The sequence below is a fragment of the Streptomyces sp. H27-H5 genome, from assembly GCF_026627505.1.
GTDB lineage: Bacteria > Actinomycetota > Actinomycetes > Streptomycetales > Streptomycetaceae > Streptomyces.
This window is the reverse complement of the sequence record NZ_JAPNLK010000010.1, coordinates 106,464-132,010: the sequence shown is the minus strand read 5'-3', so window position 1 is coordinate 132,010 and position 25,547 is coordinate 106,464. Positions and strand designations below refer to the sequence as shown.

The following is a 25,547-nucleotide window of genomic DNA, read 5'->3' as shown; positions in this document are numbered from 1 at the left end:
GCCGAGTGCGGCGCAGCTGTGGAGGGGGATTTGGGGGGTGGGGTGGAGGGGGTGGCGTGCGTAGGTTGGAGATGAGGCCACCTTGCGCCGGTGACCAGGTGCTTTGTGGCGGGCTCTGACGATGAGGATGGGGCAGGCGCGATGCGTGAGTTGGTGGAGACGGCGCGGCGGTGGGTGGCCGAGGGGCGGGAGGCGTATCTGGCGCGGCCCGTGACCGAGCAGGGGTTCGGGCCGCGGGATCCTGCCGGGGCGGTGTTGGTGGATGCCGGCGGGGAGTGTGTGGGGGCGCTGTATCGGGGGGTCTTCGATGCCGAACTCGTGGCCGAGGCGGGCGCCTTGGGCGGGGGGAGCGCGCGGGTGCGCGAGCTGTCCGTCGGGGCCGGGGAGGCCGTCGAGGCACGGTTGACCTGTGGCGGGCAGGCCGAGGTGTTGTTGCAGCCGCTGGTGTCGATCCCGGGCGAGTGGTGGGAGCTGCTGGGGCAGGGGGCCGGGGTGGCGTTGGTGACGCGGTTGAACGCGGCGGCCGATCGGGCCGTGAGCCAGGTGGTGCGGGCCGTGCGCCTGCCGGCCGATGACGCCGCGCGGCGGGCCGGGGAGCTGCTGGCGACCCGGCGGCCCGGGCGGGACGCCCTGTACGGGGGGTCGGGGCTGGTGCTCGTGGAGGCGTACCCGTCCGCTCCGCGGGTGGTCGTCGGGGGGACCGGGGAGCTGGCCGAGATCATCGGGCGGCAGGCGGCCCTGTTGGAGTGGGGGGTCACGGTCGTGGAGTCGGCCGCGGAGGCCGCGAAGGTCCTGGCGGATCATCGGGACGCCGCGTGTCTGGTGCTGCTCAGCCACGAGCCGGACTTCGACGTGCCGACGCTGCGGACGGCGCTCGCGCTCGGGATCCCGTACGTGGGGGCGCTCGGTTCCCGGCGGACCACCACGCGGCGGCGTGAGGGGCTGATCGCGGCCGGGGTGAGCGAGGCGGAGCTGGCGCGGGTGCACGGGCCGATCGGTCTGGATCTCGGGGCGCGAACGCCGGCGGAGACGGCCTTGGCTATCTGCGCCGAGATCCTCGGGGTGCTCGGGGGCCGGGACGGCGGCGGGTTGCGGGATTCCGAGGGGCCGTTGCGGGGGTGAGCGTGATCCGGGGCGTGGCACACCGGTGGGCGCCGCGTTCCGGGGGCCTTCCGGCCCGGGGTTCCCCGCGTCCAGGAGGTGTCCGCGTCCCGGGGCATACCGTCCGGGGTTACACCCGCGTCCCGGCCGGGGCTCCGCGTCCCGGGGTGACCGTCCGGGTTACACCACGTCCGGGAGAGGCCGTGCCGGCCGGGGTTCCCCGTCCAGGAGGCGTCCCGGCCCGGGGCGGGGGAGGTTTCCGCGGCCGCAGGAGTGAAGACGGACCAAATGCGGGAAACTAGTACACATGGACACGAACCTGATCTATCTCGCGGTGGACAGGACCCTCACGAACATCGCGTGGCTCCTGGTCGTCGGACTGATCGTCGTGGGTTTCCTGCTCGGCGGATTCATGCTGGGCAAACGGGTTCGCGCGCACGAGCCGGCGCCACCCAGCACCGAGAGCCAGCCCCACCTGCCCGACGGCGGTGCGGTGCTGGAGGTCTCCGAGGAGCGTGAGCCCGTGGAGTTCCCCACCGCCGGTCTGCGTCCGCACGAGATGCAGGGGTACGGGAACTTCGGCTCCCGGAGCCACAGCCACCAGGAGGACGCCCGCGCGGAGCGGGAATCCGGGTACGAGCACCCCAATCCGCGGCCGCCGGCGGACAAGCAACCGCCGACCGTGCCTCCGCTGGGCGGCGTGAACCCGGTCTGATCCCCGCCCCGGCGCCCCGGCCCGCCCCGGCACGCCCCCGCCCTGACGGGGCCTGACCTCCCGCCGTACGACCTCCGACCCGCCGCAGTTCGCGCGGGTCGGAGGTCTGCTTGCGTCGGGGGTCCACGGTCGGTGGGTACGTCATCCGGGCACGTCGGAACCGCCCAGGTCACAGTCGGATCGGATCCGTGCACGTCAGGGCAGGTCGGTGCGCAGGCGCAGGACCTCCGGGGGCGGGTGGCGGCCCGAGGTCTGGCGCACTTCCGCCGCCAGCGGCGGGTCCAGCGGGTGGTACGGGACCTCACCGAGGCCGATGGCGGTCACGGTCGCCCCGGCGGGGGCGGTCTGCGCGCGGCGGGCCAGGGTCGCGGCCAGTTCGGTGCGCAGCCCCGGGGACAGTGGGCTGGAGACCAGCGGTTCCTCGTCCTCGCCGGGGAGGACGAGGACCAGCGCGAGCGGGCGGCGCGGGGTGCCGGTGTGGCCGATGACGGCCGCGTCCCGGACGTTGGTGTGGCGGAGCTTGCGCCAGCCGCGCCGGCCGGCCGGGTAGGGCTGGTCCAGCCGTTTGACGACGAGGCCCTCGATGCCGCCGGCGGGCAGGGTCTCGTACCAGGTCTCGGCCAGCTCCGGGTCGGTGGTCATGGGCACCGGTTGGAGGGGTGGGCCGAGCGGGAGCAGCAGGTCGACGAGGAGGGCGCGGCGCCGTTCGTACGGGCGGGCGCGCACGTCGAGCCCGGCGAGTTCCAGTACGTCGAAGGCCGCGTACGAGGCGGGGAGGGTCCGGGCGAGCAGCGCGGCCCTGCCCGGGGTGGCGGCCGCCCGTCGTTGGACGAGCGCGAAATCGGTCCGTCCGGCGTGCCAGACGACCACTTCCCCGTCGAGGACGGTGCCGGCGGGCAGCATCAGCGCCGCCGCCGCGAGGTCGGGGAAGGCGGCGGTGACGATTCGCCCGGAGCGGGCCTGGAGCACCGTTTCCTCGGCCGTGCGCACGATGACGAGGCGGTGTCCGTCGAACTTCGGCTCGTACGCGAGGCCCGGCTCGCGCGGCAGGGTGGCGACGGCGGTGGCGAGTGCGACCCGGACCGTGCTCACGGCAGCCCGCCGGCCTGGGCGGGGTCGAGCAGTGGGGCGCAGAGGTCCCCGTCCCGGGCGAGCCGGGGTGGGATGTCGTCGGCGAGGAAGACCAGCTCGGCGGGGTCGTGGCAGGCTTCCACCTCCTCCCAGGCGACGGGCGCGGAGACGGTGGGCTGGGCGCGGGCGCGCAGGGTGTAGGGGGCGGCAGTGGTCTTGGCGGCGGCGTTCTGGCTGTGGTCGACGAAGACCTTGCCGGGGCGCAGGTTCTTGGCCATCCGGTGGACGATCAGGTCCGGGAGCTCGCGTTCGGCCTTCTGGGCGAGGGCCTTCGCGTACGCCGACACGCGCTCGGACGGGGTCGGCTCCAGCGGCACGATCAGGTGGAGGCCCTTGGAGCCGGAGGTCTTGGCGCAGGCTTGCAGCCCGTCGGCGGCGAGGCGCTCGCGGAGCCAGAGGGCGGCGGCGCAGCACTCGACGACGGTGGCGGGCGGGCCGGGGTCGAGGTCGAGGATCAGCCGGTCGGCGATGCCGGGGGCGTCGGCGGGCCACTGGTGGGTGTGGAACTCGACGACGAGGTTGGCGGCCCACATGAGGGTGGGCAGGTCGCCGACGACGACCTGTTCGGCGGTGACGTCCTCGGACCGGGGCACCGGGGTGGTCCGTACCCAGTCGGGCGTGCCGGGCGGCGGGTTCTTCGTGAAGAAGAGCTGGCCGTCGGGGCCGTCGGGGTAGCGCAGGAACGAGACCGGCCGGTCGTGGAGGTGGGGCAGCATCGCGCCCGCGACGGAGGCGTAGTAGTGCAGGACCTCGCCCTTGGTGAAGCCGCTCTCCGGGTACAGCACCTTGTCCAGGTTGCTGAGCGAGATGCGGCGCCCTTCCACCATCGTGATCGGCGCCATACCAGCAGACTGGCACGGATCGGGGCGAAGCGGGCGGTCGGGACGGGCCAGTCGGGTGGGGGGCGTAGCGGCTCGCCCGGATGGATGGATGGATGGACGGACGGAGGGGCGGCGGGGCGGCGCGGTCGTCAGGCCGAGGCCGCGCGCCGGGTGGTCTTCTTCGCCGTCGCGGTCTTCGCCGTGGCGGTCGCCGTTTTCGCCGTGCGCGTCGTCTTCGTCGCGGACGCGGCCGTGCTCTTCGTGGCGGCGGTCCTGCTCGTGGGCGTCTTCGCCGTGGACTTCCTGGCGGCGGTGCTCTTCTTGCCGCCGGTCTCCTTGGGCGTGGTGGTGGAGGTGGCGGCCTTCTTCGCCGCGGAGCCGGTGGCCTTGCGGGCCTGGGTCGTCTTCGCCGTCGCCGCGGGGGCCGCCCGCTTCGCGGTCGGGGCCTTCTTCGCGGCGGCCTTCTTCTCCGCCGCGGCCTTCCTCGTGTGGCCGGGCACGGGCAGCGTGCGCACCTCGGCGTCCGTCCCGCCGTCGGCTGCGGCGGGCTCCCCGCGGGATTCCCTGGCCGCGCGGACGCTGTTCTCCAGGGCGGCCATCAGGTCGATGACCTTCCCGCCGGCCGGGGCGGCCCCCTCCTCTTCGCGGGGCGGCTCGATGCCCTGGAGTCGGGCCTCGATGACCTGTTGGAGGGCTTCCTGGTACTCGTCGTGCAGCGCGGACAGGTCGAAGTCCTGAGAGAGCATGTCCATGAGCGAGCGGGCCATCTGGAGTTCCTGGGGCCGGATCGTCACGTCCCCCTCCGGAGTGATGCCCGCCGCGGGTCGGACCTCGTCGGGCCACAGGCAGGTCTGGAGGACCAGGGTGTCCTCGTGGACCCGGAGCACGGCGAGGGCCTCGCGGGACCGGATGGCGATCTTCGTGACGGCGATCTGCCCGGACTCGGTGAGGGCCTCGCGGAGCAGGGCGTACGGCTTGGCGGCGGCGCGGTCGGACGTGCCGACGTAGTAGGCCTTGGAGAACATCAGCGGATCGATCGTCGAGGCGTCCACGAACGCCAGCACGTCGATGAGCTTCTTGCTCGGGAGGGGGAGGTCGGCGAGGTCCTCGTCGGACAGCATGATCATGCTGCCGTCCGGGGCCTCGTAACCCTTGGTGATCTCGTGGTACGGGATCTCCACGTCCTCGGCCTCGCAGACGCGCCGCAGCCGCACCCGGGAGCCGTCCTTCCCGTGCACCTGGCGGAGCGGAATGTCGTGCTCCTCCGTGGCCGTGAAGAGCTGCACCGGGATCGTGACCAGCCCGAACGAGATGGCTCCCTTCCAGGTAGCCCTCATGCCGCGCTCCTTCCCTGGGGAGGTCCTCAGGCTATGCCGAGGAGCCGGAGCGCGACACTCGACGGCGGGCGCGACCGCGCCGGCGGCGGGCCGCTACGCGCGGGCCCCGGTCCGTCGCCGGGCGGGGCCGAGCCAGGTGCGGGTGTCGCGGGCGAGGGCGTACAGGGCGTCGACGTCCGGGGGCTTGAGGGTGGCCGGGGTCGAGGCGAAGTGGTCGGCGGCGGTGCCGGGTTGGAGGATCCGTACGTCGCGCAGGGTGGGGGCCACCTCGACCCGGGAGGCCTCGACGAGGGCGAGCGCGGGGACGACCGGCGTCGTCAGCACACGGATGGCGTACGCGGCCGCGAGGCGGGCCGAGCGGGGTTCCGGGCCGGGTTCGGCGCGGCCCACGGTGAGCAGGAGGTCCCCGATCCGGACACGCTGACGGCGTCCGGGGACGGTGCGGACGCAGAAGACCCCGGGCAGCCCGATGAGCAGGTGGTCGATCACGCCGCCGTCGGGCAGCGGGACGGCGTGCAGGACCCGGCAGTCCTCGCTCTCCAGTGCGTCGAGTTCGGCGCCCATCCGTTCCAGGGCCTGGAGTTCCCGGCGGATCCGGTGCCGGGCCCGGGCGCCCGGGGAGCCGTACGTCAGCTCGCCCACCAGGGGCTCCCCCGGCCGGTTCGGGGCGAGGTCCTCGTCCGGGGGCAGCGCGAGGCGGAGCAGGTCGGCGGCCGTGGGCACCGGGGGCGGGCCGACGGTCCAGTCGCCGGTCAGGTACGGGCGCAGGGCCGTCAGGACCGCTTCGCGGCGGGTGTCCGACAGCAGGCTGACCCGGTTGGTCCGCCGGTCGTACCAGGCGACCGCCTCGCCGTCGGGCAGGTTGACGTACAGCCGACCTCGGCCGGGCCGGCCGCTCGGCAGCACCTTGAGTCCGGGCATCGCCCTCACCCCCGCAGTCCATGGGAGCAGGCCGGACGCCGACGGACAATCCCCCTGCCGGGTCCTGCGGCCGGGCCCCGTCGTTGGAGTGGCGCGGGGCGCCTCGTGGGAACGAGGAGCCGCACGGGGTGTGCGGGCCGTGCCGGGTGCGCGGGGCCCGTGTGGCGTGCGGGGCCTGCGATCGACTGTGTAACGGCCCGTGTAACGACTCCGACGGGACCCCGTCGGGTTGCTGTTACAGAAGCACCGCTGTACCGCAATGACGGACGCCTACGTTTATGTCACCTGAACACGCCCGCATGTCACCCGAACACGCCCGGCCCCCTGGACACGCCGGGGACCCGACCCGCAACGAAGGACCTTCCGTGAACACCGTCAGCCGTCGCAGTCTCGTTCGCGCAGCCGCCGTGACCGCATGCGCCGGCAGCCTCCTGGCCCTGCCCACCGCCGCCGCGCTCGCGGACGGGGTACCGGCCGCGTCGACCGGGCAGCGGACCCTGGTCAAGAGCCTCTCCCTCGCGGACGGCGAGTCCCTGGCCCGGGTCTACCGGGTCGCCGACAACGCCTACGAGGCCGAGATCCTGCGCGACGGTGCCCGGATCGCCACGTTGGCCGGCCGGGACGGTGCGACCGAGGTCGGCGGTTCCGGCGACCTGCACGTCTCGCTGCGCGCGGACGGCCGGCTCACGTCGTGGGTCGGTGACACCCGTTCCGCCGGCGACGCGTCGCACGCCCTGTTCGGCGACGGCCACAAGACCGGGACGCGCAGCGGGCACACCGTCCCCGTCTCGGCGCACACCCCGGAGTCCGCGGCGCGTGCGGGCGCGGGCGGGACCGCGGAGGCGCTGCGCCTGAACACCCTGGCGGACGGTCCGGGCGAGGGCGTGCTGCTGCTCGCGGCGGGCGGCGGCATCGCGGCCGTCGGCGCCGCCGGGCTCGGCTTCGCGATGGTGCGGCGCGGACGTACGGAGGGCTGACGCCCCGGCGCCTTGTCGGGCGGCGGGCGGCGGGCGGCGGGCGGCGGTCCGAGGCCCGGGCGGCGGTCCGAGGCCCGGGCGGCGGCGGGCCGGATCGGCAGGTGGGCGAGATCGGGCGCGGGATCGGGCCGGTTCGTGCCCGGGCCCCGGCGGCGGGCGGATCGGCCGGGAGTCCACCGGACGGACGCGTGAGCAAAAGGGATGTATCTCTGCATAAGGTTGACGGGAAGCCGACCGTCACCGGCCGCCGCAGAGAGGATGGCCCGCCCCCGTGAAACCCCTTCCCTTCCGGAAGCGCACCGTCCTGCTGCTGCCCGCCCTGCTGCTCCTGACCGCGGCCTGTGGCGACTCGGGCGAACTGGTCGCCGCGGGGCCGACCCCGACGGCGAGCGGGCCCGTGAACCTGTGGCCGGGGCGCGAGGGGGCCGTGGTGCCGCCCGCCGATCCGGGGGGCGCGCCGCCCGAGTACGTGCCGGGGCTGCCCCGGGTCGAGAACCAGGACGTGCACGCGGTCGACCCCGTGGCGCTGGTCCAGGCGGAACTGCGCGCGCACCCGAACACCGACGTCGGCCCGGACGGGATGCCCCGGGAGACCGCCGACGCGGTCCTCGCGTGCGGGAAGGAACCGGGCGCTAAGTGCCCCGTCCTGAGCCCGTACTACCGGGACCTCACCGGGAACGAGAAGGACGAGATCGTCGTCGGGATCGAGCTGCCCGACAAGATGCTGTCCGTACGCGCCTACACGGCGGACCCCGACGGGCGGCTCAACCGGATCATGGCCACCATCGACACCGTGATCGGCGTGGAACTCGCCGGCCGGGACGTGATCCTGCGGGCCCCGAGCGGCAACAACGGCTACGAGCTGATCACCGCCTGGTCCTGGGACGGGAAGCAGCGCAGCATGCTGCCGACGCGCGAGCAGATCGTCCGGGTGCCGGGGCCGGCGCGCCCGCGGCCGTCGACGGAGGCCACCCCGGGCCCGGAGGCGGGCTCGGCGACGACAACGGGGACGGCTACGGGGATGGCGACGGCGACGGGCGGGGCCTCGTCGTGAGACACCGGTTGCCGGCCTGGACCGCGACGCTGACCTGGAAGTCGGCGTGTTTCATCGTGGTCATGTGCTGCTCGCTGGCGGCGGTACTGGGCGCGCTGGTGCACGTGGAGGTGACCCGGCAGACGGTCGGGACGGCGCGCGACAAGGCGTTGGAGAAGCTGCGCGACGCGTCCCGCGCCTACGAGGCGGGCGAGGCCCTGCCCCCCGATTCGGGGCTGGACCCGGCGGAGTTGCCGCCGTCGCTGCGGGAACTCGCGGTCGGTGGCCGGCAGGGGACGGTCATGGGCACCCACGACGACCGGCCGACGATGTGGGCGGCCGGCCCGGCGGACGGCCGGGCGCTGGCCACCGCCGTCGACTACAGCCAGAGCGCGCGGACGATCAGCGGCCTGGACCACGCCATCATCGGCTCCTCCCTGTTGGCGATCGGGGGAACGCTGCTGGTGGGGGCGTTCGCCGTGACGCGCGTGACCCGGCGGCTGCACCAGACGGCGACGGTGGCCCGGCGGATCACCCAGGGGGACCTGGACGCGCGGGTCGGCGATCCGCGCACGCGGGACCCGGCGCGGCACCAGGACGAGGTGGCGACGGTGGCCGGCGCGCTGGACACGATGGCGGGCAGCCTCCAGGCGAAACTGATGAGCGAGCAGAGGTTCACGGCGGACGTGGCGCACGAGCTGCGGACGCCGCTGACGGGTCTGCAGGCGGCGTCGGAACTGCTGCCGGAGGGGCGGGCGACGGAACTCGTACAGGAGCGGGTCCGTACGATGCGCCAACTCACCGAGGACCTGCTGGAGATCTCCCGACTGGACTCGGGCAGCGAGGCCGTGGAGACCGACCTGCACCAGCTCGCCCGGCTCGCGGGAAGGGTGGTGCGGGCCTCGGGGACGGACACGGAGGTCGTCGTCGTCCGGGACGCGCACGTGGAGACGGACCGGCGGCGGCTGGAACGGGTGCTGGGCAACCTGGTGGCCAACGCCCACAAGCACGGGCGCGCGCCGGTGGTCCTGACCGTGGACGGGCCGGTGGTGACCGTACGGGACCACGGCGACGGCTACCCGGACTACCTGATCGCGCACGGCCCGCAACGCTTCCGGAGCGGGTCGGACTCCCGCTCGGGCAAGGGCAAGGGGCACGGGCTGGGGCTGACCATCGCGGTCGGACAGGCCCGGGTCATCGGGGCGCGGCTGGAGTTCCGGCGCGGAACGGGGGGCGGGGCGCTGGCGGTGGTCACCCTGCCGTTGCCCTGGCCGGGCGGGTGAGGGGCGGGGTGGCGGACCCGGGGGCCTGTGGCTGTGCCCTGGCCGAGCGGTGACGGTGCCGTGCGGCGTCGATGCTGCCGGCCCCGGCTGCGCCGGGCGCCTCAAACGCCGGCGGGGCTGATCACGGCACCGCCGGACCCGGTCGGGACGGGCGCCCGCCGGGGCGCCTCAAACGCCGGCGGGGCTGATCACGGCGGTCACGCCTGGGGTGGGGTCTTGGTCCAGGGCCAGCGGGGTTTGGGCCTGGTGCCCGAGGGGACGAAGGTGTACTTCCAGCCCTTCTGGAGGCCCAGCCGCTTCGAGTAGCCCGCCGGGACGCGCTCGTACAGCAGGACCGTCGGGGCGCCGCCGTCCGGGGCGGGGACCGGGATCTCGTACCACTTGGCGGGGTGCCCGGTCGGGCCGAGGAGGATCGGGAGGGTCCGGCCGTCCATCGGGCCGCCCTCGAAGGGGGTGGGTTGGCTTCTCACCCCTCCAGTGTCACAGCAGGTGGGCGGCCTCGGAGACCACGGGGATCACGCGGCGGGCGAGCACCCCGACCGGTCCGTCCGCGGATTCCAGGGACAGGGCCGCGCGGGCGGCGGCGGCGGTCTCCGGGTCGGTGGCGGCGGTCGCCGTGAGCAGGGCGATGAACTGGTCCAGCAGCCAGTCCCGCAGCTCCTGCACGCCGGGCTGCTTGCCCTCGTCGATCCAGATCAGCGAGGCCGCCTCGACGGCGGTGATCCAGGTGCGGACCATCATGCGCAGCCGCGGGCCGGGGTCCGGGACGCCGAGGTGGACGAGGATCTGTTGGGCGGCGGCCCGGCGGATGCCGTCGACGGTGGCCGTGGTGCGGGAGGTCTCGACCACGCTGCCGCCGTTGAGGAGGGCGGAGAAGCCCGCGTCGTGTTCGTCGACGAAGGCCAGGTAGCGGTCCAGGGCCCGTGACAGTCGCCGGGTGAGGGGTCCGGCCTGGGGTTCGGCGAAGCACTGCTCCAGGAGTTCGGCCGCGGAGCGCAGGGCGGCTTCGTAGAGCTGCTGCTTGCCGCCGGGGAAGTAGCGGTAGACGAGGGGGCGCGAGACGCCGGCGGCCTCGGCCACGTCGTCGAGGGAGACCTCCTCGGGCGCCCGGTGCGCGAACAGCGTGAGGGCGGCGTCGAGGAGTTGGGCCCGTCGCTCCTCGACGCTCAGCCTGCGGTACGCGCGTACGGTCATGCCCGCAGCGTAACCCCCGGGGCGGCGCCTCAGGCCAGGAGTCCGGAGCTCTGCCAGAGCCGGCGGCCGACCCCGCGCAGGATTCCTATGTCGTCGAGGAAGTCGGTGAGCCGCTTGGCGCCGGTCTGCATGACCTCGCGCCGGTGGCCGCTCGCCTTGACCTGGGCGACGGCTTCGTGGCGGTCGAGGCCGATGTTGTCGTAGACCTGCGGGTTGACGAAGGCCAGCGAGAAGACGCGGGCCGCCTCGCCGCAGCTGATCCGGGTGAGTTCCTGTTCCCAGCGCGGGGCCGTCAGCATCTGGCGGCGCAGTTCCTCGCGGGCGTAGCGGACGTGCCGGGCCTCCTCGATGACGTGGATGCGGGTGACCCCGCGCACCAGCGGCTGGATGCGCTCGTCCGGGAAGGTCAGTCGTTGCATCCAGTCCAGGATCTCCTCGCCGAGCAGGGTGCAGGCGAAGGAGCCGGGGGTGGTGGAGATCGTCTTGAGGACGCGGGCGAGGTTGTGGTTCGCGCGGGAGACCGGGTACTCGGGGGCGCCGCCCTTTTGGATCATGCGGGCGAACATCATGGAGTGCCGGCATTCGTCGGCGATCTCGGTGAGCGCGTAGCGGACGTGATTGCTGGTCAGCGACTTGTCGTAGATGTGTCGGACGAGCAGCTGCATCAGGATGATCTCGAACCAGATGCCGAGCGAGGCGAGCGCCGCCGCCTCGTGGCGGGAGAGCTCGATGCGCTGCTCCTCCCCCATCTTCTTCCACATGGGGGTGTCGTAGAGGGAGAGCAGTTCGGGCGGCCAGTAGTACTTGCCCTCGATCGGCGGGGCGTCCCAGTCGAGTTCCTTGTCGGGGTCGAAGGAGTGCCTGGCCGAGGATTCGAGCAGTCGTTCGGCGATCTGTTCGCGGTCCTTGAGCAGGCCGAGCGCGTCCTGCAGGACCCGGCGATCCGTGCGGTCGGTCGTGGTCGTCATCGCGGGGGCACCTCGCCCGTCGTGTGGGGTCGCCGCCGGGCGGGTTACCGGCGGTCATTGCTTATGAGACTGCCTGTCAGCAAGGTCGTCAATCCCCCGCGCACGACTTGTTGACCCCGTGTCTACCAACGTGTGACGCTGCCAACTGTCCGCTCTTGCAGGGAAGTACGGGAGACGAAGGGGCGTCCATGTCGACGCACGAGCTCTACACCACGGCCCCGGGCGAGGCCGTCTGGCAGGTTCCGGCCTCCGGCGCGGCCCGTTTCAGCTGGGAGTACGACGGCGGCCGGGAGCGGCTGCTCGCGCTCTACCAGAAGGGCAAGGACAAGCAGTGGGACGGCGCCAAGCGCATCGCGTGGGACCTGGAAGTGGACCCGTACGACCCGCTCGGCACCCCCGACGAGGCGTTGACCCTGTACGGCACCCGGCACTGGGCCAAACTCACCGACAAGGACAAGGGCGAGCTGCGCCGGCACTACGCGTCCTGGAACTTCAGCCAGTTCCTGCACGGCGAACAGGGCGCGATGGTGTGCGCGGCGCGCATCGTGGAGTCCGTGCCGGACCTGGACGCGAAGTTCTACTCCGCCACCCAGACCATGGACGAGGCCCGGCACGCGGAGATCTTCGGCCGCTTCCTGCACGAGAAGGTCGGGATGCTCTACCCGGTCAACGACAGCCTCCAGGGGTTGCTCGGGGACACCCTGCGCGACTCCCGCTGGGACATGCCGTACCTGGGGATGCAGGTCCTCATCGAGGGGTTGGCCCTGGCGGCGTTCGGGATGATCCGCGACACGACCGACAAGCCGCTGCCCAAGCAGATCCTCGCGTACGTGATGCAGGACGAGGCCCGTCACGTGGCCTTCGGTCGGATGGCGCTGCGGGACTACTACCGGCAGCTGACGGACGCCGAACTGCGCGAGCGCGAGGAGTTCGTGATCGAGGGCTGCTATCTGATGCGGGACCGGCTGCGCGGGGTGGAGGTGCTGGAGAACTTCGGGATCCCGCGCAGGGAGGCCGAGGAGTTCAGCGAGCAGTCGGAGTTCCTGCACCTCTTCCGGAAGTTGCTGTTCAGCCGGATCGTGCCGTGCGTCAAGGACATCGGGCTGTGGGGCGAGCGGCTCCAGAAGGCCTACCTGGACATGGGCGTCTTCGAGATGGGCGACTCCAACCTGGACCTGCTGATGAGCCAGGACGAGGAGATCGCCGAGGCCCTGGACCGCGAGCGGTTCGCCGCCGAGGAGCGGGAACGGGTGGCGGAGGTGGCCGACGCCGTCGCGGAGGGCGCCGAGAGCGCGTAGCCCGTCCGGCCCCACACCCGGTCGCCGCCGGCTACGGCTTCCTCAGCGCCGCCTCCATCACCGCCCGCGCGATCGGCGCCGCGGCGCTGTTGCCGCTGATGTCGCGGCGGTTCGCCGCCGCGTCCTCGACCACCACCGCGACGGCCACCGCCGGGAACGGGGCGCCGTCGGCCTTGGCCCAGGAGATGAACCAGGCGTACGGGGTGCCGGCGTTGCCGACGCCGTGCTGAGCGGTGCCCGTCTTCCCGCCGACCGTCGCACCGGGGATCGCCGCGTTGCGGCCCGTGCCGTCGCGCACCACCTTGACCATCAGCTCCTGCATCCGCATCGCGGTGCCCGGACTCATGGCGCGGCCGAGGGTGTGCTGTTCCGCGTGCCGGACCAGGTCCCCGTCGTCCTGGGTCGTGCGGTCCACCAGGTGCGGTGACTTGAGTTCCCCGCCGTTGGCGACGGCGGCCGCGACCATCGCCATCTGCAACGGGGTGGCCTTCGTGTTGAACTGCCCGATCGCGGACAGGGCCAGCTGGTCCGGGCCCATGTCGGTGTCGAAGTTCGACCGCGACACCCAGGACGGCACCCGCAGCGTGTCGTCGTTGAAGCCCAGGCGCTGGGCGGCCCGCACCATCCCCTCCAGACCGACCTGTACGCCGATCTTGGCCATGACCGTGTTGCAGGACCACTGGACCGCCTCCGCCATCGAGGCGTCGACGCAACCGGTGCCCGCGTTGGGCAGCAGGGTGCTCGTGCCCGGCAGCGGATAGGGGTCGGGGGTCTCGGTGGGCGCGTCCACGTCGGTGACCACCCCCGCCTCCAGGGCGGCCGCCGCGGTCACGATCTTGAAGGTGGAGCCGGGCGGGTACGTCTCGCGCAGCGCCCGGTTGAGCATCGGCTTGGCGGGGTCCGCGTTCAGCCGCTCCCAGGCCGCCTTGACCCGCGTGCCGGTCCCGGACAGCACGGCCGGATCGTAGGAGGGGCTGCTGACCAGGGCGAGGATCCTGCCGGTGGCCGGCTCCAGGGCCGCGACCGCGCCGCGCTTGCCGGCCAGCCCGGTGTACGCGGCGCTCTGCAGGGCGGCCCGGATGGTGGTCGCGACGTTCCCGCCGGCCGGGCGGCCCCGGGCCAGCTCGTACCAGAGCGGGAAGGCCGAGAGTCCCGGGTCGGTGCCGGAGAGGAGGGGGTCCTCGGCGCGCTCCACGAAGCTGGTCCCGTAGGTCTGGGAGGAGAAGCCGGTGACGGGCGCGTAGAGCGGTCCGTTGGCGTACGTCCTTTCGTGGCGCAGCAGTTGGCCGCTGTCGCGGGAGCCGGTGACGGGTTTGCCGTCGACCAGGACGTCCCCGCGCGGTTCGGCGTACCGCGCGATGGCGGGGCGCTTGTTGGCCGGGTTGGCGCCGTAGGCGGCGGACTCCCAGATCTGCACCCGGGCCACGTTGCACAGCAGGGCGACGACCAGCGCCGCGCAGAAGTACCCGCACCAGCGGATGTACCGGATCATTCGGCGCCCTCCCGTTCGGCGGCCTGGGGTCGGCGCGCGCAGTCGCCGAGTCGGATCAGCAGGGCGACGATGATCCAGTTGGTGACGACGGAGGAGCCGCCCTGGGCCAGGAAGGGCATGGCCATGCCGGTGAGCGGGATCAGTCCGGTGACCCCGCCCGCGATGACGAACACCTGGAGCGCGAGGATCGAGGCGAGTCCGGTGGCGAGCAGCCGCCCGAAGGGGTCGCGCAGCGCGAGTCCGGCGCGAAAGCCCCGGTCCACGAGGAGGCCGTAGAGGAGCAGGATCGCGGCGAGGCCGACCAGCCCCAACTCCTCGCCGGCGGTGGCCAGGATGAAGTCGGACTTGGCGGCGAACCCGATGAGGAAGGACTGGCCGTGGCCGAGGCCGGCGCCGAGGAGTCCGCCGGCGCCGAAGGCGAAGAGGGACTGGGCGAGCTGGCCGGGGCCCTCGCCGCGGTCGATGGAGGCGAAAGGATTCATCCAGTCGTCCACCCGGCCGTGCACGTGCGGCTCGAACGTCGCGACCGCGTAGGCGCCCACGGCGGCGAGCAGCAGCCCGATCGCGATCCAGCCGATCCGGCCGGTGGCCGTGAAGAGCATGATCACGAAGAGGCCGAAGAAGAGCAGGGAGGTGCCGAGGTCCCGTTCCAGGATCAGCACCCCGACGCTGAGCAGCCAGATCGTGAGGATCGGCCCCAGGACCCGGCCGGGCAGCAGCTTGAGCTTCCAGAAGAGCCTCCGCCCGCCCAGGGCGAGGGCGGTGCGGTTCGCGGCGAGGTAGGAGGCGAAGAAGACGGCGAGCAGGATCTTGGCGAACTCCCCCGGCTGGAAGGAGAGGCCGGCGAGGCGGATCCAGATGTGGGCGCCGTTGACGGCCGGGAAGAAGACCGGCACCAGCATCAGCACGAGGGCGACGGCGACGGACAGGTACGCGTACCGCTGGAGCACCCGGTGGTCGCGCAGCAGCCCGACGACGAGCACGAACAGCACGACTCCCAGGGCGGACCAGCGCAGTTGCTCCCCTGCGGTGAGGTGGTGGGGGGTGGTCAGGTCGAGCCGTCGGATGAGGACGAGGCCGAGGCCGTTGAGCAGGAACGCGATCGGCAGCACGAGCGGATCGGCATGGGGGGCGCCGAAGCGGACGGCGAGGTGCGCGAGCAGGGCGGCGCCGAAGAGCCCCGCCGCGTAGTGCGAGGAGCCCTCGGGGAGCCGGCCGGTGGACGCGTAGCCGACGTGGAGGTGACCGAGTACGGAGATCAGGACCGCCCCGGTGAGCAGCGCGAGCTCGACGCCGCGACGCTTGGCGGCGCGGTCGCCGCAGGGTGGGGGCGGGGCGGGCTCCGCAACCTTCGCCGTCAGAGCGGTCATACGGGGAAACGTAGCAAGGGCACGGGGCGTATGTCCGTTTATGTCATAGAGTGCCGAAGAGTCGTCACAAACGGTCGGAACCATCGGAATCGGGAGTCTCACCCCATGGGCCCTGTGGAGTTCATCGTCCTGGCCTTTCCGGAGGAACAGTTGCGCGTCCCGGCCGTCGAGGCCGTGATGGGGCTCCGCAAGGCCGGGGTGGTGCGACTGATCGACGGTCTCGTGGCCACGCGGACGGCGTCGGGTGAGGTCATGGCGTCCGAGTTCGACGAGTTCGTGGAGTTGGCGGGCCTGCTGGCGCACCGCGAGGCGGCCCGGCTGATCGGCCCGGAGGACGTCCGCGAGGCGGCGGAACTCCTGGAGCTCGGCAGTTGCGCGCTCCTGCTGGTCGTCGAGCACGTGTGGGCCGAGGACGCGGCCGTCGCGGTACGGGCGGCGGGCGGGCGGATCGTGGGGTCGGTCCGGATCCCGGCCGAGCGGGTGGGGGTGGTGGCCTGATGTTCATCAGACCCGTGGCAGCGGCGCCGGCCCGGGCCGACCGGCCGCCGGGCCGACCGCTGCTCCGCGGCCTCCTGGCGCGGGCCTCGGGCACCGCGGAACCCGGACGGAACGCCCGATGGCCCGCCGCCCCCGCCGCGCCGGTCGCCCGGTACACGGAGACCTACGCCGACACGGACACCGACGCCGACACGGCCTTCGACGCCGGAACCGACACCGACACCGGAACCGACACCGGCATGGACGCCTCGGCGGAGCCGACCCCGCACGAGGCGACCGGATCGGGCGCCGGCGGGCTCGTCCAGGAGCTGGCACAACTGGCCGCCCTGGCCCGCGAGGGGCTGCTGACCCCGGAGGAGTTCAGTACGGCCAAGGCCCGCCTGCTCGGCCCCTGACGGACCGGCAACCGAGGCCGGGGGCGGCGGCCGGGGGCAGCGGGGCCGGGGAATCGGGGGCTTCGGGAAGGCCTTCGAAGAGGGCTTCGGCGTGGGCCGGACGGGTGGCCGCCTCCCCGCCGCCGGCCCCGCGTGGAGGATTCGTCATACCGGGCGTGGCAGCATCGGCCGCCCCGGAGGTGATTACATGACAATTCGACTGCTCCGTGCCGCCTGTGTGGCCGCCGCCGTCCTCCTGACGGCCGCTCCCCCGCCCCTCGCCCACGCCGAACCGCTGCCGGCCGCCCCGGCCGCGGAGCCCGTCGGCGTCCTGCTCACCCGGCTCCAAGGGCTGTACCAGAAAGCCGAACAGGCCGCCGAGGCCTACAACTCCACCGAGGTCGCCCTCAAGTCCCGCCAGGACGACGAACGGCGTTCCACCACCGAGCTCTCCAAGGCCAGGGCCGCGCTCCTGACCGAACGGGCCCTCGTCGGCCGGTTGGCCCGCGAGCAGTACCGGGGCTCCCGCGCCGGCGTCCCCCCGTACGTCCGCATGCTGCTGCTCGGGGACTTCCAGAACGCGGCTGACCAGCGCCGGCTCGCCGCGCGCGAGGGGGCCCGGACGGCCGGTGTACTGGCCCGGCTGGAGCGGGGCGAACAGCGGGCCGGGGCGCTGGCCGGCGCGGCCCGCAAGGCCCTCGACGCCCAGCAGGCGCTGACCGCCCAGCAGAAGCGGCACCGGGACGAGGTCACGGGCCGGCTCAAGGAGGTCGAGCGACTGCTGGCCTCGCTGAGCGCGGAACAACTGGCGCAGCTCGACGGCCGCGAGGCCGCGGACACGGCCGAGGCACAACGGGAGCTGGTGGATTCGGGCCGGCTCGGAGCCCCGGGGGCCGTGAGCGCCCGTACGCCGACGGCCGCCGGCGGCGAGGCCCTCACGTACGCGGCCGCGCAGATCGGGAAACCGTACGTCTGGGGCGCGGAGGGGCCGGGGTCCTTCGACTGCTCCGGGCTGACCTCCCGGGCCTGGGAGCACGCCGGGCGGGCGATCCCCCGGACCAGCCAGGACCAGTGGGCCCGGCTGCCCCGGGTCCCCCTGGACCGGCTCCGCCCGGGGGATCTGGTGGTGTACTTCCCCACCGCCACGCACGTGGCCCTGTACATCGGGGACGGGAAGGTGATCCAGGCACCCCGTCCGGGAGCCACCGTCAAGGTGTCGCCGATCGCCGCGAATCCGGTCCTCGGCGCCGTCCGTCCGGACGCGGCAGGGGCGCCGCTCGCCTCGTACACCCCGCCGCGGCTGCCCGGGGCGGCCGCGGCGGGGGACGACACCGGCTATTCGGCGGAGGAGGCTCCCGCCGCGGCGGCGGCCGTGACCTCGGCCAGGTAGTCGGCCGTGTCCTCGGGGTCGTAGAAGTACGCGTCGAAGTCGGCCGGGTTGTCGAAGCCGTTGGCGAATCGATCCGCCACCGGCTGGAGCTGCCCGGCCGCACCGATCAGGTTCAGCACGTGCTCCGGCGGGACCCCCAGCATGGCGTTGGTCCACTGGGTGACCGGCTTGCCGGTCGTGAACCAGAACTTGTCGAACGTGGCCTTCATCCACGCCTCGTCGAACGGCTTGTCGCCGTGCATGAGGATCGACGAGAGGTACGAGGCCGCGCACTTGGCCGCCGAGTTGGAGCCCTGTCCGGTGATCGGGTCGTTCGCCACGACCACGTCCGCCACGCCCAGCACCAGCCCGCCGCCGGGCAGCCGGCCGATCGGGTTGCGGACCACCGGCGCGTACCGGCCGGCGAGGGTGGCGCCCGCGTCGGTCAGCTCCGCCTTCCCGGCCCGCGCGTACTCCCACGGCGTGAACTTCTCCATCAGCTCCAGCGTCAGCGCCAGGTGCGCGGAGGGGTCCGTCGTGCCCTTGAACGCGTCGATCGGGCCGCCCGGGACGCCCTCCCAGAACAGGATGTCCGCGCGGCCCGACGTGGTCAGGGTCGGCATGACGAACAGTTCGCCGACACCGGGCACCAGGTTGCAGCGCACGGCCTCCGTCTCCGGGTGCTCGGGGCGGGGCCCCAGGCCGTGGACGTAGCTGACCGCGAGCGCGCGCTGCGGCGCGTCGTAGGGGGAACGCGCCGCGTCCCGCTCGAACATCGACACCAGCTCGCCCTTGCCGGCGGCGACCAGGACCAGGTCGTAGATGCGGGAGAAGTAGTCCAGGTCGGCGACGGACGCCCCGTGCACGACCAGCTGCCCGCCGCGCTGCGCGAAGGTGTCCAGCCAACCGGCCATCTTCACGCGCTGGTCGACGGACTGCGCGTCCCCCTTGAGCCGGCCGAGCCAGTCGACGGCCCGGCTGCCGTCCGGGGCGGCGACCGAGACGCCCAGACCCTTGATCCTGGGCGCCTGCCGCGCCCAGAAGTCGAGCTGGAGGTCCCTCTCGTGCTGGAGCGCCGTGTCGAACATGCACTGCGTGGACATGACCCGTCCGGTGCGGATCTCGTCCGCGGTCCGGTTGGACATCAGGGTGACCTCGTACCCCTTGGACTGGAGTCCGAGGGCGAGCTGAAGACCGGACTGGCCGGCTCCCACGACGAGTATCTTGCGCATCACGTTCTCGATTCGGGTCTGTCAGGCCGCCTGACCTGGTGGATCTATTCGGGAGTGGCGTCGAGGGCGTGACCCACCAGGGCCAGCAGCGATTCGACGACGGTCGCCCGCCGACGCGCGTCCATGATCACCACGGGGACGTGGGGCGGGACGGTGAGCGCCTCGCGCACGTCCTCCTCCTCGTAGGAGGCGGAGCCCTCGAAGTGGTTGACGGCGACGGCGTACGGCAGGCCGCAGCTCTCGAAGTAGTCGAGGGCCGGGAAGGCGTCCCGCAGCCGGCGGGTGTCGGCCAGCACCAGGCCGCCGATCGCCCCGCGCACCAGGTCGTCCCACATGAACCAGAAACGTTCCTGGCCCGGGGTGCCGTACACGTACAGGACGAGGTCGTCGTCGAGCGTGACGCGGCCGAAGTCCATCGCGACGGTGGTGGTGCTCTTGTCCGGGGTCCCGGACAGGTCGTCGGTGGAGGCACTGGCCTGCGTCATCACCGCCTCGGTGCGCAGCGGGGTGATCTCGGAGAGGGACGACACGAACGTGGTCTTCCCGACGCCGAATCCACCCGCGACCAGCACCTTGACGGCGACGGGCGCGCGCGAGCGGTCGTACTGCCAGGCCTGGGCGGGCTCGTCGTCAGGGGGGACGTCGATGTGACGGTCAGAGACGGCGAAGACCACTGAGCACCCTTTCGAGCAGTGCGCGTTCGGGACGGCCGGTGCCGTGTCCCGTGCCGTAGACGCGTATCCGGCCCTGGTCGGCGAGATCGCTGACCAGGACGCGGACCACGCCGAGCGGCAGTTTCAGGAGCGCCGCTATCTCGGCGATCGTCCGCATGCGGCGACACACCTCGACTATGGCGGGCATCTCGGGCATCCGGTCGGGCGTCGCGACCGGACCGCTGTCGAGGGCGGCGACGAAGGTCTCCACCAGCAGGACCTGCGTGAACCGGGTCCGGCCGCCCGTCAGCGAGTACGGGCGGACGCGGGCGGGGCGGCGGTCGGCGCCGCGTATCGGCAGCCGGTCGGAGGCCGGACTCCTCACGGGGTGTTCTCCATCGACTGGCGCAGCTCGCTGCGGACCTCGGGGGTCAGTACGTGGCCGGCGCGGCCCACGAACAGGGCCATGTGGTAGGCCACGACGCTCATGTCGCAGTCGGGCGCGGCGTGCACGCCGAGCAGCGAGCCGTCGCTGATGACCATGACGAAGACGGAGCCGTGCTCCATCGCCACCATGGTCTGTTTCACGGAGCCGCCGTCCATGAGGGAGGCGGCGCCCGTGGTCAGGCTGCCGAGCCCGGACACGATGGTGGCGAGGTCGGCCGAGGCCCCTCGGGGGCCCTTGGGCCGGTCCTGCGGGGACTGCGCCGGCGGCTCGGAGGAGAGCAGCAGGAGCCCGTCCGAGGAGACGACGGCGACGGAGTTGACGCCGGGAACCTCCTCGACCAGGTCGGTCAGCAGCCACTGCAGGTTGCGGGCCTGGGTGCTCAGTCCGTACGTACTGGGCGCGGTCATGTGCGTGCCTCCTGTGCGGTGTCCCCCTGGTCGGTCTGTCCCCGGTCCTGCCCGCGGTCCTGCGCGAGCTCGGCCTCGACGACTCGCCTGCCGTCCTGGGTCCCCTGGTAGAACCCGCCGAGCCTGCGCCGCAGTTCGTCGGCGTCCACCCGGCGCGGTTCGGGCCGCGCGTCGGCGGGGCGACCTCCGGTGGCCACGTTGCGCGGGGTCCGCTTGGGGAGGCCCTTGTCGGTCAGGACGTCTTCGGGGTGGCCGGCCTGGCGCGGGAGCCAGTGCTCCTCGGCCTCGGCCCGCCGGTGCGGATCGGACGTCGCGGCGGCGACGGGCCGCACGGGCAGTCCCGGTTCCGCGTCGGGCCGTATCCGCCGGGGCAGCCCCTGCGCGGGCTCCGCGCCCTCCGGTGCCTCGGCCGCGGGGGCGGGCACCGTGAAGACCTGCTCGGCGGGCGGCGCCTGCGCGTCCGGGGCCACGAAGGCCTCGGCGTCGGCCTCCGACACCACGCGGGCGAGGAGTTCCTCGTCCGCGGACAGCACGGGCTGCGGATCCGGAACGGCGGCCGGGGCGTCGATCACGTCGGCGACCTCGTCCGCGACCGCCTCCGCGGCCTCGTCGGCGGCGTCACCCGGGTCGCTCGTCGCGTCCGGGGCGTCGCTCGCGGCCGGCTCGGCCGGCGCCTCGGCGGACGACGGCTCTTCCGGCTCCCGCGCGGGGACGGTGAACACCTGGTCGGCGGGCGGAAGCGGTTCGGAGTCCGTGCGGGCCTCGAACTCTGCCTCGAACGCGGCGTCGAACGCGGCCTCTGTCTCGGCGAGCGGCTCGGCCTCCGGGTCCGTGAGCGGGTCCGAAGCCGGGTCCGAAGCCGGTTCCGTCCCCGTGCCGGACTCGGCGTCCACCCCGGCGTCCATCGCGGCGTCCGCCGGCGTGGGCGTGGCGGGAACCGGGTCGCCGAACGCGGCGGCCAGGTCGGCGGCGATCCCCGGGTCCCCGACCGGCTCGGCCGCCGGTTCGAAGACGGGCTCGGCCGCGGCCTCCACGACCGGGTCCGCCGCCGGGGGCGTCCGCTGGGACATCAGGGTGTTCTCGTTCGCCTCGGCGATCGCCCCGGGCAGGCGCAGCCCGGACGCGCCGGGCATGGCCAGGGAGTGCACCGGCGAGACGGGCGGCGTGGTCGGCAGCAGCGTCGCCGGAACGACCACCAGGGCCTCCGTCCCGCCGTGCCGGGGCGCCCGCAGTTCGGCGGTGACGCCGTGTCGGGCGGCGAGCCGCCCGGCCACGTACAGGCCGAGACCCAGGCCGTGCTCCGACTCGGGTTCCTCGTCGTACGCCTCGGGGGTGGCCAGTCGGGCGTTGAGGGCCGCCATCCGGTCCTCGGTGACGCCGATGCCCTCGTCCAGCACGGACAGCACCACTTCGCCGGTGTCCAGCAGTCGGCCGGACACCTTCACCTTGACGTCCGGCGGCGAGAAGGTCGTCGCGTTCTCCAGCAGTTCCGCGAGCACGTGCGAGATGTCGTCGGCGGCGTGCCCGGCGACCTGCGTGTACGAGGGCATCGCCGCGAGGTCGACGCGATCGTACCGCTCGATCTCGCTGACCGCGGCCCGCATGACGTCGACCAGGGGTACCGGCAGGGCCTGTCCGTGGCCGTGTTCCTGGCCGGCGAGGACCAGCAGGTTCTCGTTGTGCCGGCGCATCACCGTCGCGAGGTGGTCGAGCTTGAACAGGGTCGCGAGCCGGTCCGGGTCCTGCTCCTTGGATTCCAGCTCCTCGATGACCGCCAGTTGGCGCTCCACGAGGCCCAGGGTCCGCAGGGACAGGGACACCGATGTCGCCGACATGACGCGGCGGTGCTCTTCGAGCCCGGCCCGCAGCTTCCTCAGCTCGGCGTCCAGGGCCCCGCGGCCGGAGGTCAGCGCCTCGTTTCGGCCGATGAGGCGGCGCCGGTCGGCGTCGAGTCCGGCGATCCGGGTGTGCAGGGAGACCGTCTGGTCCCGTACCGCGTTCAGGTGGCGGACGACCTCGGCGAACTCGTCGTTGCGGCCGGTGAAGCGCACCGGCTCGACGGAGCCCTCCGGGGTCGCCAGCCGCTGGGCGCCCCGGCGGAGCACCGAGAGCGGGCGGGTCAGGGAGCGGGCGACGGCCGTCGAGAAGCCGACGACGAACAGGAACAGCACGCCCACGAAGGCGATCAGCAGTTCCAGGCGGGTCACGTCGTCGTCGCGCAGGGTCGCGAGGGCGGTGGCCCGTCGGCTCGCCAGTGTGGCTTCGACCGACTGCATCCGGTCGACGCGGGCGGTGAGCGCGGCGCCGACGGCGGCGCGGTCGACCTTGCGGTCGGTCGAGTTCAGGGTGGGCCGGTCGGTGAGCCGCTTGAGGTACTCCTCGGCGGTCTTGACCTCGGGGCCGGTGACGGTGGCGGCGAGCGTCTCGCGCACGTCCGGTCGCGCGGTGCGCGAGAAGTCGTCGAGGGCGGCCTGTTCGCGGACCCGGGAACGCTGGGCGGCGACGGTGAGTTCGTCCACGGGCGCCAGGCTCACGGCCTGTTCGGAGCGCGGGACGGCCAGGGCCGCGAGCAGCAGGCCGCGGGTGGCGCCGGCCTGTTCCACGGCCTGTCCGAGCGGGGCCAACGGCCGGGTGGTGACCAGCGCGGCCTCCGCGCGGGGCGGGGTCAGTTCGACGAGCCGGTCGCCCGGTGCCATGAGGTCCGCGATGACGCCGGCGTAGGCCTGGTGCGCGGCGAGGGCGCCGCCCTTGCCGTCGAGCGCCTCGGCACGGACGGCTCCGATGCGGCCGAGGGCGACGGAGAGGTCCTCGTCGGCCTCCGCGCGGACCTCGTCGAGCTGCCGGTCCGTGCGCGCGGTGCGCTCCCGGACGGCGCTCTTGCCGGAGGCGGGGCGTCCCTTGGCGACGTACTCGATGACGGCGTCGCGTTCGTCGCCGATCAGGTGCGCCAGGGTGAGGGCCGCCCGGGTCTGCTCGGCGAGCGTGACCAGCCGCTGGGAGTCGTTCAGTTCTCTCGTCGCGGAGACGACGGCGGGTGCGCCGGCCACCAGGACCGTGAGGCCGGCGACGGCCACACCGATCACCAACCTGCGGCGCACGCGGACGCGACGTCCTGCGATGGCGGGACCGTCGGCGCTGGCGGTGCCGTTCTTCCGAGACCGCTTCTTCTGCACCGGTGCTCGCAATCCTGTACGTGTGCTCGTGCTCGTCTACTCGTGTGGCCGAGGTAACGGCCGGTCAACAAGTAAACGCTCCCTGCCCCCTCGTACCGCCTCAGACCATTGCAGTGTGTTGGGAAGAGAGCCGAACATCGCCCACCCGGCCACTCGAAGGAGTGAACATCAAGGATCAGTTGGCGACCAACTCGGACGGCGCCCGTCAGGGTCCGCCCGTGGACCGGTGGTTGAAAGATGGCGGCGCGCTTTGGCAAGATGCGCGCCCGCACCGCCGGGGCGGCCCGGTATCGCCCGCCACGCCCCCCGCCCGTTGGTACGGACTTTCCTTCGGCCGGGGATCGGCGCACGGCCGCCCGGATCCGCCCGCAGGCCTCCCCGCGGGCAGAATGTCCGTATGCGCATCGACCTGGCAACGGCCCCCGGCAACCCGGAACGCCCCAATGAGGACTGGCTGTCGGCCGCGATGCCCACGTCGGGTGGCGGTGTCGTGGTGGCGCTCGACGGAGTGACCCCGCCGCGCGGGGACGACGGGTGCGTGCACGGTGTGCCCTGGTTCGTGGCCCGCCTCGGCGGTCGATTGACCGAACTGTCCGGATCGCGGAGGGACATGCCGCTGGACCGGATCCTGGCGGCTGCCATCGAGAGCACCGCCGCGACCCACCGGGGCACCTGTGACCTTTCTCACGTGCGGACACCGCAGGCGACGGTGGTCGTGGCGCGCTGGGACGGGGCGACCGTGGAACACCTCGTGCTGTCGGACTCCGTCCTGCTGCTCCGGACCGGGGACGGTGAGGTCCACGCCGTCCTCGACGACCGACTGGACCGGGTGCCGCGCGAGGCGCTGCGCTCGGTGGCCGCCGCGGACGCGCTGCGCAACGTCGAGGGCGGGTTCTTCACGGCGGCGGCCGATCCGGAGGTGGCGGGCCGGGCGGTCACCGGCCGGACCCCGCGCTCCGAGGTGCGGGCCCTGGCCGCCCTCACGGACGGCGCGAGCCGTTGGACGGACACCTTCGGGGAGGGTGACTGGGCGGCCTGTCTGGGGGTGCTCGGCAAGGAGGGCGCGCAGGGGCTGATCGCCCGCGTGCGCGCCCTGGAGTGCGACCCCACCCGCCCGCCGGGCCGCCACAAGCGCCACGACGACGCGTCCGCGGTGTACGCGGAGCTGTGACGGGGGGCCGGTGACGGGGAGTCCGTGACGGGGCCTGGTGACGGGCGCGGGTCCGGCTACTCCGAGTCCGCGCCCTGGTTCAACTGGTTGAGCAGCCGCGCGAGTTCCGCGACCTCCCCCCGGTCCCAGTCGGCGAGCTTGCGCATGTACTGCTCGCGCCGCGCCCCCCGCACCCGCAGGAACCGCGCCCGCCCCTCGTCCGTGAGCCCGACCAGGAAGGCCCGACCGTCGGCCGGGTCCGGTTCGCGGGCCACCAGACCCAGCACCTCCAGGGCCCGCAACTGGCGGCTCATCGTGGCCTTGCCCACCCCGAAGTACGCCGCCAGCTCCGTGGCCCGCTGTCGTCCCGCGGCCTCCAGCCGCACCAGCAGTCCGTAGGCGGCCGGCTCCAGCTCCGGGTGGAGTGCGCGGGCCATCTCGCCGGAGGAGGCCCGGGCCCGCCGGAGGAAGACGGACAGCTCCCGCTCCAGGGCAAGGAACTCCTGATCTTCACTCCCGTGCACGTCCGGCTCCTGTCGATGGTGGTGTCGTCGCGGTGCGTGTCCGCCCGGTCAGTATTTCGCAGCGGGTACGCCGACGGC

Annotated in this window: 25 protein-coding genes; 10 read left to right on the top strand and 15 right to left on the bottom strand. The window is 73.4% G+C overall.

Annotated features, from left to right (window positions below; translation table 11 throughout):
• Positions 1–141: 141 nt before the first annotated feature.
• Both OTB19_RS07115 and OTB19_RS07110 read left to right on the top strand, forming a co-directional pair.
• The gene (locus tag OTB19_RS07115; RefSeq protein ID WP_267797159.1) at positions 142–1,122 is read left to right on the top strand and encodes an XdhC family protein; all 981 of its coding nucleotides are present in this window, start codon (positions 142–144) and stop codon (positions 1,120–1,122) included.
• Positions 1,123–1,408: 286 nt separating this feature from the next.
• Positions 1,409–1,816, top strand: a complete 408-nt coding sequence (locus tag OTB19_RS07110; RefSeq protein WP_267797158.1) for a DUF6479 family protein — start codon at positions 1,409–1,411, stop codon at positions 1,814–1,816.
• A gap of 195 nt (positions 1,817–2,011) precedes the next feature.
• Here the strand turns inward: OTB19_RS07110 and OTB19_RS07105 are convergent, their stop codons facing one another.
• The 4 genes from OTB19_RS07105 to OTB19_RS07090 all read right to left on the bottom strand — a co-directional run bounded on the left by OTB19_RS07105 (position 2,012) and on the right by OTB19_RS07090 (position 6,026).
• The gene (locus OTB19_RS07105) at positions 2,012–2,908 is read right to left on the bottom strand and encodes an ATP-dependent DNA ligase (protein ID WP_267797157.1); all 897 of its coding nucleotides are present in this window, start codon (positions 2,906–2,908) and stop codon (positions 2,012–2,014) included.
• Positions 2,905–3,789 carry a non-homologous end-joining DNA ligase gene (ligD, locus tag OTB19_RS07100; protein WP_267797156.1) on the bottom strand — a complete coding sequence of 295 codons (885 nt, stop codon included), beginning with the start codon at positions 3,787–3,789 and terminating at the stop codon, positions 2,905–2,907. The genes OTB19_RS07105 and ligD overlap by 4 nt, the downstream gene beginning before the upstream one ends.
• Before the next feature lie 128 nt (positions 3,790–3,917).
• Positions 3,918–5,105, bottom strand: coding sequence for a Ku protein (locus OTB19_RS07095; RefSeq protein WP_267797155.1), 1,188 nt, complete (start codon positions 5,103–5,105; stop codon positions 3,918–3,920).
• 93 nt (positions 5,106–5,198) lie between these two features.
• Complete coding sequence (locus OTB19_RS07090) at positions 5,199–6,026, bottom strand: nuclease-related domain-containing protein (RefSeq protein WP_267797154.1); 828 nt, start codon at positions 6,024–6,026, stop codon at positions 5,199–5,201.
• Positions 6,027–6,391: 365 nt separating this feature from the next.
• On the opposite strand from OTB19_RS07090, the gene OTB19_RS07085 reads away from it, so the two are divergent.
• From OTB19_RS07085 to OTB19_RS07075, 3 genes are all read left to right on the top strand, one after another.
• Entirely contained in the window at positions 6,392–7,003 is a 612-nt protein-coding gene (locus tag OTB19_RS07085; protein WP_267797153.1) for a hypothetical protein, read from the top strand.
• 271 nt (positions 7,004–7,274) lie between these two features.
• Positions 7,275–8,057: a hypothetical protein gene (locus tag OTB19_RS07080; protein ID WP_267797152.1), complete on the top strand. Its 783-nt coding sequence runs from the start codon at positions 7,275–7,277 to the stop codon at positions 8,055–8,057.
• Positions 8,054–9,319: a sensor histidine kinase gene (locus tag OTB19_RS07075; protein ID WP_267797151.1), complete on the top strand. Its 1,266-nt coding sequence runs from the start codon at positions 8,054–8,056 to the stop codon at positions 9,317–9,319. The genes OTB19_RS07080 and OTB19_RS07075 overlap by 4 nt, the downstream gene beginning before the upstream one ends.
• A 197-nt stretch (positions 9,320–9,516) precedes the next feature.
• Here the strand turns inward: OTB19_RS07075 and OTB19_RS07070 are convergent, their stop codons facing one another.
• From OTB19_RS07070 to OTB19_RS07060, 3 genes are read right to left on the bottom strand one after another with little or no spacing between them, the layout of a single operon-like run.
• On the bottom strand, positions 9,517–9,789 hold the full coding sequence (locus OTB19_RS07070) for a hypothetical protein (RefSeq protein ID WP_267797150.1): 273 nt from the start codon (positions 9,787–9,789) through the stop codon (positions 9,517–9,519).
• A gap of 10 nt (positions 9,790–9,799) precedes the next feature.
• On the bottom strand, positions 9,800–10,513 hold the full coding sequence (locus OTB19_RS07065; RefSeq protein WP_267797149.1) for a TetR/AcrR family transcriptional regulator: 714 nt from the start codon (positions 10,511–10,513) through the stop codon (positions 9,800–9,802).
• Positions 10,514–10,542: 29 nt separating this feature from the next.
• Positions 10,543–11,481, bottom strand: a complete 939-nt coding sequence (locus OTB19_RS07060; RefSeq protein WP_267797148.1) for an AurF N-oxygenase family protein — start codon at positions 11,479–11,481, stop codon at positions 10,543–10,545.
• Positions 11,482–11,669: 188 nt separating this feature from the next.
• Between OTB19_RS07060 and OTB19_RS07055 the strand changes: the two genes are divergently transcribed.
• Positions 11,670–12,779: a ferritin-like domain-containing protein gene (locus OTB19_RS07055; RefSeq protein ID WP_267797147.1), complete on the top strand. Its 1,110-nt coding sequence runs from the start codon at positions 11,670–11,672 to the stop codon at positions 12,777–12,779.
• Between the two features lie 31 nt (positions 12,780–12,810).
• On the opposite strand, the gene OTB19_RS07050 is transcribed toward OTB19_RS07055, so the two are convergent.
• Together OTB19_RS07050 and OTB19_RS07045 are read right to left on the bottom strand one after the other, a co-directional pair.
• On the bottom strand, positions 12,811–14,271 hold the full coding sequence (locus OTB19_RS07050) for a penicillin-binding transpeptidase domain-containing protein (RefSeq protein ID WP_267797146.1): 1,461 nt from the start codon (positions 14,269–14,271) through the stop codon (positions 12,811–12,813).
• A complete protein-coding gene (locus OTB19_RS07045; RefSeq protein ID WP_267797145.1) occupies positions 14,268–15,641 on the bottom strand; it encodes an FtsW/RodA/SpoVE family cell cycle protein in 1,374 nt (457 codons plus the stop codon). Before OTB19_RS07045 ends, OTB19_RS07050 begins: the two co-directional genes overlap by 4 nt.
• 105 nt (positions 15,642–15,746) lie before the next feature.
• On the opposite strand from OTB19_RS07045, the gene OTB19_RS07040 reads away from it, so the two are divergent.
• The 3 genes from OTB19_RS07040 (at position 15,747) to OTB19_RS07030 (ending at position 17,903) form a co-directional block, all read left to right on the top strand.
• Complete coding sequence (locus tag OTB19_RS07040; RefSeq protein WP_267797144.1) at positions 15,747–16,139, top strand: DUF6325 family protein; 393 nt, start codon at positions 15,747–15,749, stop codon at positions 16,137–16,139.
• Complete coding sequence (locus OTB19_RS07035) at positions 16,139–16,534, top strand: SHOCT domain-containing protein (protein WP_267797143.1); 396 nt, start codon at positions 16,139–16,141, stop codon at positions 16,532–16,534. Before OTB19_RS07040 ends, OTB19_RS07035 begins: the two co-directional genes overlap by 1 nt.
• A 187-nt stretch (positions 16,535–16,721) precedes the next feature.
• Positions 16,722–17,903 carry a C40 family peptidase gene (locus tag OTB19_RS07030; RefSeq protein WP_267797142.1) on the top strand — a complete coding sequence of 394 codons (1,182 nt, stop codon included), beginning with the start codon at positions 16,722–16,724 and terminating at the stop codon, positions 17,901–17,903.
• On the opposite strand, the gene OTB19_RS07025 is transcribed toward OTB19_RS07030, so the two are convergent.
• From OTB19_RS07025 to OTB19_RS07005, 5 genes are read right to left on the bottom strand one after another with little or no spacing between them, the layout of a single operon-like run.
• A complete protein-coding gene (locus OTB19_RS07025; RefSeq protein WP_267797141.1) occupies positions 17,849–19,114 on the bottom strand; it encodes a styrene monooxygenase/indole monooxygenase family protein in 1,266 nt (421 codons plus the stop codon). The genes OTB19_RS07030 and OTB19_RS07025 overlap by 55 nt on opposite strands.
• Before the next feature lie 44 nt (positions 19,115–19,158).
• The gene (locus tag OTB19_RS07020) at positions 19,159–19,788 is read right to left on the bottom strand and encodes a GTP-binding protein (protein ID WP_385635494.1); all 630 of its coding nucleotides are present in this window, start codon (positions 19,786–19,788) and stop codon (positions 19,159–19,161) included.
• Positions 19,769–20,152 carry a DUF742 domain-containing protein gene (locus tag OTB19_RS07015; RefSeq protein ID WP_267797140.1) on the bottom strand — a complete coding sequence of 128 codons (384 nt, stop codon included), beginning with the start codon at positions 20,150–20,152 and terminating at the stop codon, positions 19,769–19,771. The genes OTB19_RS07020 and OTB19_RS07015 overlap by 20 nt, the downstream gene beginning before the upstream one ends.
• Entirely contained in the window at positions 20,149–20,622 is a 474-nt protein-coding gene (locus OTB19_RS07010; RefSeq protein WP_267797139.1) for a roadblock/LC7 domain-containing protein, read from the bottom strand. Before OTB19_RS07010 ends, OTB19_RS07015 begins: the two co-directional genes overlap by 4 nt.
• The gene (locus OTB19_RS07005) at positions 20,619–23,720 is read right to left on the bottom strand and encodes a nitrate- and nitrite sensing domain-containing protein (protein ID WP_267797138.1); all 3,102 of its coding nucleotides are present in this window, start codon (positions 23,718–23,720) and stop codon (positions 20,619–20,621) included. The genes OTB19_RS07010 and OTB19_RS07005 overlap by 4 nt, the downstream gene beginning before the upstream one ends.
• Positions 23,721–24,192: 472 nt before the next feature.
• On the opposite strand from OTB19_RS07005, the gene OTB19_RS07000 reads away from it, so the two are divergent.
• Positions 24,193–24,966 carry a protein phosphatase 2C domain-containing protein gene (locus OTB19_RS07000; RefSeq protein WP_267797137.1) on the top strand — a complete coding sequence of 258 codons (774 nt, stop codon included), beginning with the start codon at positions 24,193–24,195 and terminating at the stop codon, positions 24,964–24,966.
• A gap of 56 nt (positions 24,967–25,022) precedes the next feature.
• Here OTB19_RS07000 and OTB19_RS06995 read toward each other — a convergent pair whose 3' ends face one another.
• Positions 25,023–25,469, bottom strand: a complete 447-nt coding sequence (locus OTB19_RS06995) for a MarR family winged helix-turn-helix transcriptional regulator (RefSeq protein WP_267797136.1) — start codon at positions 25,467–25,469, stop codon at positions 25,023–25,025.
• Positions 25,470–25,547 lie beyond the last annotated feature (78 nt).